General features: G+C 51.3%; 11 protein-coding genes. 3 read left to right on the top strand and 8 right to left on the bottom strand.

Features of this window, described 5'->3' with window-relative positions; translation table 11 throughout:
• Window positions 1-139 precede the first annotated feature (139 nt).
• A complete protein-coding gene (gene yciH / locus ABIC79_RS23985) occupies window positions 140-469 on the bottom strand; it encodes a stress response translation initiation inhibitor YciH (protein ID WP_013575903.1) in 330 nt (109 codons plus the stop codon).
• Window positions 470-481: 12 nt separating this feature from the next.
• The gene (gene pyrF, locus ABIC79_RS23980; RefSeq protein WP_121019237.1) at window positions 482-1,210 is read right to left on the bottom strand and encodes an orotidine-5'-phosphate decarboxylase; all 729 of its coding nucleotides are present in this window, start codon (window positions 1,208-1,210) and stop codon (window positions 482-484) included.
• Between the two features lie 191 nt (window positions 1,211-1,401).
• Between pyrF and ABIC79_RS23975 the strand changes: the two genes are divergently transcribed.
• Entirely contained in the window at window positions 1,402-1,689 is a 288-nt protein-coding gene (locus ABIC79_RS23975; RefSeq protein WP_015690064.1) for an Arc family DNA-binding protein, read from the top strand.
• 94 nt (window positions 1,690-1,783) lie between these two features.
• Here the strand turns inward: ABIC79_RS23975 and lapB are convergent, their stop codons facing one another.
• From lapB to pgpB, 3 genes are all read right to left on the bottom strand, one after another.
• The gene (gene lapB / locus ABIC79_RS23970; RefSeq protein WP_013575906.1) at window positions 1,784-2,953 is read right to left on the bottom strand and encodes a lipopolysaccharide assembly protein LapB; all 1,170 of its coding nucleotides are present in this window, start codon (window positions 2,951-2,953) and stop codon (window positions 1,784-1,786) included.
• Window positions 2,954-2,959: 6 nt separating this feature from the next.
• Entirely contained in the window at window positions 2,960-3,271 is a 312-nt protein-coding gene (locus ABIC79_RS23965; RefSeq protein WP_013575907.1) for a LapA family protein, read from the bottom strand.
• 267 nt (window positions 3,272-3,538) lie between these two features.
• Window positions 3,539-4,294: a phosphatidylglycerophosphatase B gene (gene pgpB / locus ABIC79_RS23960; protein ID WP_013575908.1), complete on the bottom strand. Its 756-nt coding sequence runs from the start codon at window positions 4,292-4,294 to the stop codon at window positions 3,539-3,541.
• Between the two features lie 290 nt (window positions 4,295-4,584).
• Between pgpB and ribA the strand changes: the two genes are divergently transcribed.
• Complete coding sequence (gene ribA, locus ABIC79_RS23955) at window positions 4,585-5,175, top strand: GTP cyclohydrolase II (protein WP_015690066.1); 591 nt, start codon at window positions 4,585-4,587, stop codon at window positions 5,173-5,175.
• Between the two features lie 73 nt (window positions 5,176-5,248).
• Here the strand turns inward: ribA and acnA are convergent, their stop codons facing one another.
• The 3 genes from acnA to topA all read right to left on the bottom strand — a co-directional run bounded on the left by acnA (window position 5,249) and on the right by topA (window position 12,034).
• Window positions 5,249-7,921 (bottom strand): aconitate hydratase AcnA, encoded by a 2,673-nt coding sequence (gene acnA / locus ABIC79_RS23950; RefSeq protein ID WP_354568702.1) that lies wholly within the window; start codon window positions 7,919-7,921, stop codon window positions 5,249-5,251.
• Window positions 7,922-8,111: 190 nt separating this feature from the next.
• Entirely contained in the window at window positions 8,112-9,086 is a 975-nt protein-coding gene (gene cysB / locus ABIC79_RS23945; RefSeq protein WP_013575911.1) for an HTH-type transcriptional regulator CysB, read from the bottom strand.
• Between the two features lie 350 nt (window positions 9,087-9,436).
• Window positions 9,437-12,034, bottom strand: a complete 2,598-nt coding sequence (gene topA, locus ABIC79_RS23940; protein WP_013575912.1) for a type I DNA topoisomerase — start codon at window positions 12,032-12,034, stop codon at window positions 9,437-9,439.
• 463 nt (window positions 12,035-12,497) lie between these two features.
• Here topA and ABIC79_RS23935 point away from each other — a divergent pair, with 463 nt between their 5' ends.
• A complete protein-coding gene (locus ABIC79_RS23935) occupies window positions 12,498-12,749 on the top strand; it encodes a YciN family protein (RefSeq protein ID WP_013575913.1) in 252 nt (83 codons plus the stop codon).
• The last annotated feature ends 82 nt before the right edge of the window (window positions 12,750-12,831 follow it).

Raw genomic sequence — 12,831 nt, 5'->3', positions numbered from 1 at the left:
AGGTCAACTTTATTGTCATCAGATGGATGACAAACAACGTGCTTTCGCGTTGTGATATCTCTAAAAGCTAAAGCAAGATGCTGCACCTTTGCGGATGCAGCATCTTATTATAAACGGTCAGTGATCGTTTACAGACAGGTCAGCCCCCCGCCAGTTTCACTTTCATGCCTTTCGCTTCCAGCAGTTGTTTAAGCAGATCGCGTTTGTCACCCTGGATCTCAATCACGCCGTCTTTCACCGCACCGCCACAACCGCATTTCTTTTTCAGTTCGGCAGCGAGTTTTTCCAGTTCAATATCATCAAGACTGACACCGGTGATCAGGCACACGCCCTTCCCTTTGCGCCCGCTGGTCTGGCGCTGAATACGCACAATGCCGTCACCTTTCGGACGCTCAGCCACGACTTTGGGCTCATCGATTCTGCCGCTGTCGGTCGAATACACTAAACGGCTGTTGCTGTCATTGCTCATGGTTTTTCCTTCTTAGCGCAGTGATGCCAGAATTTCACGCAGGGTCTGCGCCGGATCGGCAGATTGCGTGATCGGCCGGCCAATCACCATGTAATCCACGCCCGCCGCCAGCGCTTCCTGTGGCGTCATGATGCGACGCTGATCATCGGCTTGGCTACCAGCCGGGCGGATACCCGGCGTCACCAGTTTGAACGCCTGCCCGAGAGCAGATTTAAAACGGGTCGCTTCCTGCGCGGAACACACTACGCCATCGAGGCCGCAGTCGCGTGTCAGGCGCGCCAGACGTTCAGCATAATCAGCCGGAGAAAGTTCAATACCTAAATCCGCCAGGTCATTGTCTTCCAGGCTGGTCAGCACCGTGACGGCAATCAGTAAGGGGGCATCTTTTCCAAACGGTGCCAGCGCTTCCCGGGCCGCCGTCATCATGCGCGCACCGCCGCTGGCATGCACATTCACCATCCAGACACCCAAATCTGCCGCAGCAGCCACAGCGCGCGCAGTAGTGTTAGGGATGTCGTGGAATTTCAGATCCAGAAAGACGTCGAAACCGCGGGTCTGCAGATCTTTGACCATCTGCGGACCAAAATGAGTGAACATCTCTTTGCCAATTTTCAGACGGCAATCACGCGGATCGATTTTGTCAGCAAACGCCAGTGCGGAGGATTTATCGGCATAATCGAGAGCGACAACAATCGGTGAAGTATTTAAGTCTTTGTTGTTAGTGTTATTTTCGGACTTCATCTCGTCAGCCTCTTGTCAGTTTTTACGTCAGGAAGAAATAATATAATTTTTGCCGCCGATATTTTACATGGCAAACCACTGAATTCACAGCTACACCTAATGTGACAGTTTTATTAAATTTTTGTGATGCACTAGACGATGCAACAAGGCTGGCTTAGCTTGTTACTTTTACTCTAAGGAAAGGCAGAAAAATGAGTGAGATAACAACCCTGACCGTTAAAATTCCGGTTGAATTGAAAGAACTGATCAAAAACGCCGCTGCGGAAGCAGAACATTCATTAAGTGCAGAAGTTGCGGCACGCCTGGAAGAGAGTTTTAACCCTGCTGCGCCCAAAGGTAAAAAAGCCGCTAAAGCCACAGAACACGAAATTGATAATCAGCATCTTGCAGAAGAGACTGAACCCGCGCTGACCACCAAAGAAATCAAGAAATTGCGGACGTTGCTTAATGCCCGCAAGGCGAGCAGCAAGAAGAAGTAAGAGTCGATTTAAAATATCCTGCGGTTTCCCCTAAATAATTCACGTTGCAGTAAGGCGACAAACGCATCTGCAACCCGAAGTATGACGGGGAAACTTATTGGCCATCCAGACCCCGGATTGGCTTTATCGTCGCCCAGCCACGGCATGACGGGCAATGCCAGTAAAGTGAATGCGCGGTAAAGCCGCATTTGTGACAGCGATAGCGTGGCTTCGTCCGGATCTGTTCACCCACCATATCCCGCAGCAACACCAGGCTCTCTTTCGCACGCCCTTCTTCCGCATCCGCCAGATGGTAATCCATCAGGTGATGAAACACGCGCATGGTCGGATGGCGTTGCAACTGACGGTTGATATAGTTTTGCGCGGTCTCACGCCCTTCTTCATCCTGGATGATTTCGGCCAGCATCAGTTCTGCTGTGGCGCCGGTATTTTCATCCACACAACGCCTGAGAAACTCGGCCCATGCCAGCGTATCGTCAAGATTCTGGTAACACTCCTGCAGCATCGGCAACGCTTCGCTGACCAGCTCTTTATCCTGCTCCAGCACCCGCTGTAAGGCCTCTGTCGCTTTGCGGTAGTCGCCCTGCGCCAGTAAAATCCGCCCCTGCATAATGGAGACACGGGCACAGAGTTTGTCCGCTGCCGCAGCCTTTTTCAGCAAGCCGGTCGCCTTATCGAAATCTTCAGACACCATTGCCTGCAATGCCAGTTCACACCAGAAATGCGCAATTTCTTTACGGCGGTTTTCTTTGCCGAGCTTGACCAGACGTTCCGCCACATCAATGGCGTTCTGCCAGTCGCTGGTGGCCTGATGAATAATCAACAACTGTTCCAGCGCAAACAACTGGAAATCCTGCTCTTTCACCAGCTGGTTGAACATGTCTTCCGCACGATCATAGAAACCGGCAGCCATGTAATCACGACCCAGTTGCTGTACGGCGAGCAGGCGCTGTTCGAAAGTCAGCGAAGCACTTTCCATCAGCGACTGGTGGATACGGATCGCACGATCGACTTCACCACGGGAGCGGAACAGGTTGCCCAGAGTCAGGTGCGCTTCGACTGTACTGCTGTCCTCTTTTAACATTTCGAGGAACAGATCGACCGCTTTATCCTGCTGATTGGAAAGCAGGAAGTTAACCCCCGCGACGTATTCACGCGACAGGCGGTTAGCATTTTCCTGTTTGTCCTGCTGAGAACTTCTGCGCCCCATGTACCAGCCATAGGCGGCCGCAACGGGCAACAACAGAAACAGCAGTTCTAACATAGAGGGTTATTCCTTGCTGACATCGTAAGATGCTGCTGGCGGCGTAACGACAGCCGCGGGTTCAATTTGCTGCTCCAGGCGTTTTATTTTACGCTGGGCGCGCCCCAGTGACAGACGTACACGCAGGTAGAACAAACCACAGATTATCCAGCCAAGAATAAAACCGGTAGCGAACAGCACAGCAAGCAGTGTCGAAACACGATAGTCACCCTGTGCCAGCAAATAATTGAAGGTCACAGTCTGATCGTTATGGGCACCCAGAGTGATAGAAATCACAACGATGACCAGCAAAAATAAAAAAATCAGCAGATATTTCACATTCATTCCTGTAATGCCGGGTGTACCGGATGAATTATGCCAAAAACTCGCGTCCCGACCTAATAAGTTAGCATTTCCGAACAAAGCAGGGAAACATTGCGGAGGGTTTAAATGCCGTCTGTAGCAACTTCATTCGACTTTAGTGTGGTGTCGTGACCACCACGACAATTAAGGCTATGGAATGTATATGGGGATGAAAACCATGAATTAAAGGGTTCACCAGGAACCCTCTGGGATTTCAGACGGTAAGAAATCAAAAAACCGGGATTATTCACGCTCGCTGATTTCCTGGTTTTCTGCCGGTGGTGGCGTGAGCGGCCCGACATAGCGCTCCGTCAGCCAGCAGGCCAGCATTACCAGGATCCAGCTGATGCCCACAGATGCCATCAGGTCGCGTGGCCAGTGCATGCCGAGCATCAGTCTGCTGCCCATCACCACCACCGCCCACACCATCAGCACGGTGACCGTTTTATAGTGTTTACGCCGCCACAATAACCCGACACCGAGTAAAGCCCAGGTTGCGGCAAACATCGTGTGGCCAGAAGGGAATGCGTATCCCGTGTCGTTCTGCCAGCTTTTATTCAGCCAGTGCGGGATTTGCACGTTGTCGCCCAGCACCTCTTTCACCTGCCGGGCACGCGCTTTACTTTTCCGGGCATAAAATTCATCGACGTTCATCTGATGATCCGTCCCCAGCCATGCGACATACGGCCTGGGTTCGCGGACTTCGGCTTTGATAAAGTCTTTAACATACTGACCGGCCAGCACTGACAAGGTGATGATCACCACCAGCCCGATGGCTGGTTTAAGCCGAAATCGCAGGCACCACAGAAACCAGCCACAGAGGATCACAGTCGTCATGATTCCCCATGGTTCACTCACCGTTTCCGTGACCCAATAAAGCGGACGCAGCACGGCGGGATTACCACCCGGTGTCCACGTCCAGCCGCTTATCCACACCGCTGCGGGCATCAGTAACAAAAGAACAGCCCCGAGAGCGGTGCGCCTGGCGATATCAAACATAGTCGTCCCTTCAGTCATGCGTAAAAAGAGTTGGAGTGTATCAACGTTGTGATTGCTTAACATTCCTTTAGCGTGAGTTGTTGAAGAAGCGGTTATAATTCATAAGTTATGAACTAATCGTTCAAATATTCCCGCTAAAATGTGACCCAAACTGTGGCAAAATGATGCCCTGTCGTGATGGAAAGGCACCGATTCCCTATCCAGAGGCCGCATCAGAAAGTAGGATGCGCATCAACAAGTAAAATACTTACTGTAAATAAAGACTATTTGTGGTTTTTTTGGAGCATAAAATGCAGCTGAAACGGGTGGCAGAAGCCAATCTGCCAACACCTTGGGGCGATTTCCTGATGGTGGGTTTTGAAGAATTGGCCACCGGGCACGACCACCTGGCGTTAGTTTTTGGCGACATCACCGGTGAAACGCCGGTTCTTGCGCGCGTTCACTCCGAATGTCTGACCGGTGATGCCTTATTCAGCCTGCGCTGTGACTGCGGTTTCCAGCTCGAAGCCGCACTGAATCATATCGCCGAAGAAGGTCGTGGCATCCTGATGTATCACCGTCAGGAAGGCCGTAACATCGGTTTGCTGAATAAGATCCGCGCATATGCCTTACAAGACAAAGGTTACGACACCGTCGAAGCCAACCATCAGCTTGGGTTCGCCGCAGACGAACGCGACTTCACGCTGTGCGCCGACATGTTCAAATTGCTGGGTGTCGATTCCGTACGCCTGCTGACCAACAATCCGAAGAAAGTCGAAATTCTGACTGAAGCCGGTATTAACATTACAGAACGCGTCCCGCTGATCGTCGGCCGTAATCCGGAAAACGAACGCTACCTGTCGACCAAAGCCGCCAAAATGGGCCATCTGCTCGACAAGTAAGGATTTATAGTCCGATCCAAATATTAAGGGCACCTTAAGAAGGCGCCCTTTTTTATTGGCCGGAGAAGCGGTTTTACAGCATTTTGCGGATCACATAATGCAGAATGCCGCCGTTCTGGAAATAGGTCAGTTCGTTGCCGGTATCGATACGGCAATGTGCATCAATTGTTTCAGTATGACCATCAGCAAACGTGATATGCACTGCAACATCCTGCCCCGGCGTCAGGGTTTGTAACCCGCTGATGCTGATCTGTTCATCGCCCGTGAGTTTCAGCGTTTTGCGCGTCACACCCTGCGGGAACTCGAGCGGTAAAATCCCCATCCCGATCAGATTCGAGCGGTGAATACGTTCGAATGATTCTGCGATAACCACACGTACCCCAAGCAGACGTGGCCCTTTCGCCGCCCAGTCACGGCTTGAACCTGAACCGTATTCTTTACCGGCAATCACTGCGGTCGGCACACTTTCATGCTGATAGCGCATCGCCGCATCGTAAATCGCCAGTTGGTCCTGCGACGGAATATGACGCGTATATCCGCCCTCCACGCCCGGCACCATTTCATTTTTGATGCGAATATTGGCGAACGTCCCGCGCATCATCACTTCATGGTTACCGCGCCGCGAGCCGTAGGAGTTGAACGCTTTGGGCTCGACGCCGTGCTGGGTCAGATACAAACCAGCCGGACTTTCGGCCTTGATATTCCCGGCAGGTGAAATGTGGTCGGTGGTCACTGAATCCGCCAGAATCGCCAGAATTCGCGCATCTTTGATGTCTTCCAGCGCATCAGGTTCCGCCTTCATATCACTGAAGAACGGCGGGTGGCGGATATAGGTGGAGTCTTCCTGCCAGGTATAGGTCGGCGTGCCTTCGACCTGAATCGCCTGCCAGCTGGCATCGCCGTTAAACACCTCGGCGTACTCTTTATGGAACATCTCCGTGGTCACCTGCGCAACCGCATTAGCGATATCGTTAGCCGACGGCCAGATATCTCTCAGGTAAACCGGCTTGCCATCAGCACCTTCACCCAACGGATCCGTCGTCAGATCGACGTTCATATTACCCGCCAGCGCATAGGCCACCACCAGCGGTGGTGAGGCTAGCCAGTTGGTTTTAATCAGCGGATGAATACGCCCTTCGAAGTTACGGTTGCCGGAAAGCACGGCCCCGACGGTTAAATCACCGGCCTTGATCGCCGACTCAATCGGTTCCGGCAACGGCCCGGAGTTACCGATACAGGTCGTACAACCGTAGCCCACCAGATTAAAGCCCAGCTTCTCCAGATGCGGCATGAGACCGGCGGCATTAAGATAATCGGTCACCACTTTGGAACCTGGCGCCAGTGAGGTTTTCACCCACGGCTTACTGGTCAGACCTTTTTCGGCGGCATTCTTCGCCAGCAGACCAGCGGCCATCAGCACGCTTGGGTTTGACGTGTTGGTACAAGAGGTGATTGCCGCAATCACTACCGCGCCGGTGGTCAGCGCATAATGCTGCCCTTCCAGCGTGAAACTTTCTTTATCGCTGCGCCCCGGCTTGCCGTTACCCAACTCCAGTTCAGTCGCCGCTTTGAACGCTTTCGGCACATCAGGCAACGCAACGCGATCCTGAGGACGTTTCGGCCCCGCGAGGCTCGGCTCAACGTCTCCCATGTCCAGCGCAAGCGTACTGGTGAAGACCGGCTCGTCACCGGCGTTACGCCATAAACCCTGGGCCTGCGAATAGGCTTTTACCAGATCGATTTGTTCGTCGCTGCGGCCACTGAGCTTCATGTAACTCAGTGTCACATCATCCACCGGGAAGAAGCCGCAGGTCGCGCCGAATTCCGGCGACATATTAGCGATGGTTGCGCGGTCAGCCAGCGGCAAATCGGCAAGGCCATCACCATAGAACTCGACAAATTTTCCTACCACGCCGTGTTTGCGCAGCATCTGGGTGACCGTTAACACCAGGTCCGTCGCGGTAATGCCTTCGCGTAATTTACCGGTCAGTTTGAAACCCACAACGTCCGGGATCAGCATGGAAACCGGCTGTCCGAGCATTGCGGCTTCGGCTTCGATACCGCCGCAACCCCACCCCAGAATCCCCAGACCGTTAATCATCGTGGTATGTGAATCCGTTCCGACCAGCGTGTCGGGATAGGCCATCGTTTTGCCATCCTGCTCTTCGTACCAGACGGTTTGTCCAAGATATTCCAGGTTGACCTGATGACAAATACCCGTGCCAGGCGGCACTACGCGGAAACGATTGAAGGCTTTTTGCCCCCAGCGCAGGAACTGATAGCGCTCGTTGTTACGCTCCATTTCGAGACGAACGTTCTCACCAAACGCCTCATCATCACCGAATTCATCCACTGTGACGGAGTGGTCGATGACCAGATCAACAGGCGACAACGGGTTTACCTGTTCGACATTCCCGCCGAGGCGTTTTACCGCCTGGCGCATCGCGGCCAGATCCACCACGGCAGGTACACCCGTAAAATCCTGCATCAGTACGCGCGCCGGACGATAAGCAATTTCGCGGTCGGCATGACCGGTTTTCTGCCATTCGACCAGTTCCTGTAGATCGCTTTCTGTGACAGTGTCACCATCAACGTGGCGCAGTAAGTTTTCGAGTAAAACTTTGAGGGATTTTGGCAGGCGCTGAACATCACCCAATGTTTTGGCAGCGAGTGGCAGGCTGTAGTAGTAAAATTCTTTCTCCCGGACTGCCAGCTTATCCAGACTGTTCTTGCGAATAGACGACATAGCTTCTCCTTTAGCGCTCAGCGTGGCCATGAGTAATAACCCGCTGGCTTATAAGTGCATAGTTAAAGATAACACAAATTATCGTTAACATTTTTATAACAGCTCAAACTGATCATCAGGCAAAAAAAATCCCGCCGCTTCGGTGAGGATGCGGCGGGATCTCAGGGAGATAAAAATAGAGGATGACGACTTATTTTGTCGGCAGCTTAATGTCTTTGAACATTTCTTCAATGTCTTCGTTGGAGCGCAGGGAAATAGCGGTATCAACCACATCACGTGTCAGGTGCGGCGCAAAGCGCTGGATAAAATCGTACATATAGCTGCGCAGGAATGTACTGCGACGGAAACCGATTTTGGTGGTGCTGTAGGTGAAAATATCACTCGCATCCACGGTCACCAGATCCGGATCCTGAACCGGATCCACTGCCATGCTGGCGATGACACCGACGCCCAGCCCCAGGCGGACATAGGTTTTGATGACGTCAGCATCGGTGGCGGTGAATACAATGCGTGGCGTCAGACCGGCGCGGTTAAACGCGGTATCCAGTTCTGAACGGCCAGTGAAGCCGAAGGTATAGGTCACAATCGGATAAGCTGCCAGTTCCTCAATGGTGACTTTCTCTTTACCTGCCAGCGGATGATCAGGCTGAACCACCACGGCACGGTTCCAGTGGTAGCAAGGCAGCATGATCAGATCGTCATACAGATGGAGCGCTTCGGTGGCGATAGCAAAATCCGCATTGCCCTTTGAAACTGCTTCAGCAATCTGCGTCGGCGACCCCTGATGCATATGCAATGAAACGCGCGGATAACGCTCGATAAAGCCTTTAATCACATTCGGTAAGGCATAACGCGCCTGCGTATGCGTCGTCGCGACATACAGCGAACCTTTGTCCGGATAGGTATGCTCACCAGCAACAGCTTTGATCGCATCCACTTTAGACAATACTTCACGGGCAATACGGATGATTTCCTGCCCTGCCGGCGTGACCTGTGTCAGATGTTTACCGCTGCGGGAAAAAATCTGGATCCCGAGTTCATCTTCCAGCATCCGCACTTGTTTGCTGATCCCAGGCTGCGACGTGTACAGGCCTTCTGCCGTCGAACTGACGTTCAGATTGTGATTAACAACCTCTACGATGTAGCGCAGTTGCTGCAATTTCATATCTCATACCACCCTGGTTTCAAACCCTGTCGCCATCCCTGTTCATCCGTTGGCTGAACAGTCTGGAAATGATTTTTTATCGACTACCGGAAGTCTGTGAACGCACCGTTTTTATGCCCCAGACGCATTAACTTATTACTTAAGTGCATAAGAATAAATTTTATATAACAATTATATCCATTATTAGCGTCATGTATACCCGAAGAACATAACGATAATCGAGGACTGTCGCAGACTGATAATAAAAACACGCATAACTCCGCGATGATAGATCTTAATGCAATAAAAAAACCAGTCCGGAAGACTGGTTTTTTACAACTGCTTAACAGCTTAAGGTATGACGGCGATAATTATTTTTTGCCTTCGACCCACTTACCGTCGACAAAGAAAGCGGTCCAGCCAGTGGCTTTGCCGTCTTTTTCTGAAGATACATACTGCTGCTTGGTTTTACGGCTGAAACGCACCATTGATTTATTGCCTTCCGGATCGGCCACCGGCGCATCGGCCAGATAGCTGAGTTTTTCCGGCAAGCGGTCTTTGAAGCGCTTCAGTTCCTCCACCAGCGGCGCACGGGTTTCGCGCGATTTAGGGAACGTGTTGGCAGCCAGGAATACCCCTGCCGCACCGTCACGCAGCACGAAATAGGCGTCTGATTTCTCACACGGCAATTCCGGCAGCGGAACCGGATCTTCTTTCGGCGGCGCAACGTCACCGTTTCGCAAAATCTTACGGGTGTTTTTGCATTCGTCGTTGGTACAGCCCATGTACTTACCGAAACGTCCCATTTTCAGGTGCATTTCAGAGCCACATTTTTCGCACTCAACAATCGGGCCGTCATAACCCTTGATGCGGAACTCACCCTCTTCGATTTCATAGCCATCACATTCCGGGTTGTTACCACAAACATGCAATTTGCGCTGATTATCGATGAGATAGCTGTCCATCGCCGTGCCGCATTTGACGCAACGACGTTTCGCACGCAGCGCGTTGGCTTCGGCTTCATCACCTTCCAGAATGTTCAGCACTTCGGCATCAGCAATCAGGTTGATGGTGGTTTTGCAGCGCTCTTTCGGCGGCAAGGCGTAACCGGAACAACCGAGGAACACGCCAGTGCTGGCGGTACGGATCCCCATCGGACGTCCGCAGGTCGGGCATTCAATGCTGGTCAACACCATCTGATTCGGGCGCATACCGCCTTCTTCCGGGTCTTTCTCAGCAGTTTCCAGCTGCTTACTGAATTCAGTGAAGAATTCATCCAGAACGGCTTTCCATTCCGCCTTGTTGTTGGCGACCTGATCCAGCCCGTCTTCCATACGTGCGGTGAAATCGTAGTTCATCAATTCACGGAAGTTATCTTCCAGACGATCGGTAACGATTTCCCCCATTTTTTCTGCGTAGAAGCGACGGTTTTCAACGTGAACGTAACCCCTGTCCTGAATGGTCGAAATGATCGACGCATAGGTAGACGGACGGCCAATGCCTCGTTTTTCCAGTTCTTTAACCAGAGACGCTTCGCTGAAACGCGCAGGCGGCTTGGTGAAATGCTGGGTGGGCAGCAGTTGTTGCAGCTCCAGATCCGTACCCACTTCGATCGCCGGCAAGGTTCTGTCTTCGTCGCCTTTACGCAACGCCGGCATGACTTTGGTCCAGCCATCAAAACGCAGCGTACGACCTTTGGCGCGCAGAGAGTAATCACCGGCTTTAACCGTCAGCGTAGTGGAGTCGTACTGAGCCGGTGTCATCTGACAGGCCACAAACTGACGCCAGATTAGCTGATACAGACGTTGAGCATCCGCTTCCATATCTTTCAGTTGTTCTGAAATCACGGCCACGTCAGAAGGACGAATCGCTTCGTGCGCTTCCTGAGAATTCTCTTTATTGCTGTATTGCAGCGGCGCTTTCGGCAGGTATTTATCACCAAAATTCTCGCCAATATAGCCGCGCACCATTTCCACCGCGTCCTGACTCAGGTTAGTGGAGTCCGTACGCATATAGGTAATGTGACCGGCTTCGTAAAGACGCTGGGCCATCATCATGGTTTTCTTCACACCGAAGCTCAGACGCGTACTGGCCGCCTGTTGCAGTGTGGAAGTAATGAAAGGCGCACCCGGCTTGCTGCTGGTCGGTTTGTCTTCACGATCCACCACGGTGTAACGCGCTTTTTCAAGCAGCGAAACGGCCGCGTGAGTTTGTTCTTTATTGACCGGTTTGAACGGTTTTTCGAGATGATGCGTGACTTCCATTTGCAGCGCGGTTTCTTTCTTCGCCAGCAAATCCGCATGCAATTCCCAGTATTCTTCCGGCACGAACGCTTTGATTTCTTTCTCACGCTCGACGACCAGACGCACCGCAACGGACTGAACACGACCTGCGGATAAACCACGGGCAATTTTCTTCCACAGCAGCGGAGAAACCATGTAACCCACCACGCGATCCATGAAACGACGCGCCTGCTGAGCATTCACACGATCAATATTCAGTTCGCCCGGTTCTTTAAAGGCGTTTTGAATCGCGTTCTTGGTAATTTCGTTAAAAACGACACGGCTGAAACGTTTGTCATCACCACCAATCACTTCCCGCAAATGCCAGGCAATCGCCTCTCCTTCGCGGTCAAGGTCGGTTGCGAGATAGATGTGGTCAGCTTTTTCCGCTAACGCTTTTAACTCAGCAACAACTTTTTCTTTACCCGGAAGTATTTCGTATTGTGCTTCCCAACCGTGATACGGATCGACGCCCATGCGATTAACCAGCGCGGTTTTCTCATCCTTTTTTACTTTTTTCTTTGTTTTTTCTTCGGTTGAGTCGGCGGTCTTTTTAGCAGCGGATCCACTGGTCGGTAAATCACGGATATGACCAACGCTGGACTTAACAACGTAGTCATTTCCTAAATATTTATTAATCGTTTTGGCTTTTGCCGGGGACTCAACTATTACGAGAGCTTTGCCCATAATTACCTTTACCTGAATGATTCTTCATCATATGAAGAAGATTTTGTCTAGTTATGCCGCGGCACAATATCACGTCTTTTTTTATATTGCGGCAGTGAGTCAGAACGTCAACTGATTTCTTTAAAAGAAGGAGCGAACTGACTTCCAGAGGTTCAAAACACTGATTCTGCGAGGGATTAACCAGACAGGGCTCAGCAGAATGCGCCCATTTTTAAGTCAAATAATGACCAAGCGTAAACAAAACATTCCACCTGAAGCCACAAAATCCCACACTCTACCTGATAAAAATCGTCACGCAAACTAATTAACACGGAAAGGCCCTTTTCGCCAATACGCGCCCGTTTTTTATAGAGACGCTCAAATTATAACCAGAGCGATTAAGCAGATTACCCCCAGCAGATTTGCGGTTTTATCTGCGTCAGGATTACAATAACGTCAGCAATTATAGTGGGGAGTAAATATCATGCACGAAAATACATCGGCAATTAGTCGCGAAGCTTTACTGGTCGAAGCGAATAAGGTTATCCGTGAGCACGAAGATTACATGCATGGAATGCTGGCGACAGAGGTTGAGCAGAAAGGCAATGTGCTGGTTTTCCGCGGGGAGTTTTTCATGGATGAAGACGGTTTACCGACCAGAAAAACCACTGCGGTATTTAATATGTTTAAACACCTGGCTCATCTTTTTTCAGAAAAATACCATCTCGAAGATTGAGATAAAACAATCGCTAATAAAGGTATACACCACCGGTAAACGGCGGGGCTTAATCCGCAGGATTAAAAAGGGACATTCGTCC

It is taken from the genome of Rahnella sp. 2050 (assembly GCF_040544515.1).
Taxonomy (GTDB): Bacteria; Pseudomonadota; Gammaproteobacteria; order Enterobacterales; family Enterobacteriaceae; genus Rahnella; species Rahnella aceris.
This window is presented reverse-complemented; position numbering and strand designations above follow the sequence as displayed.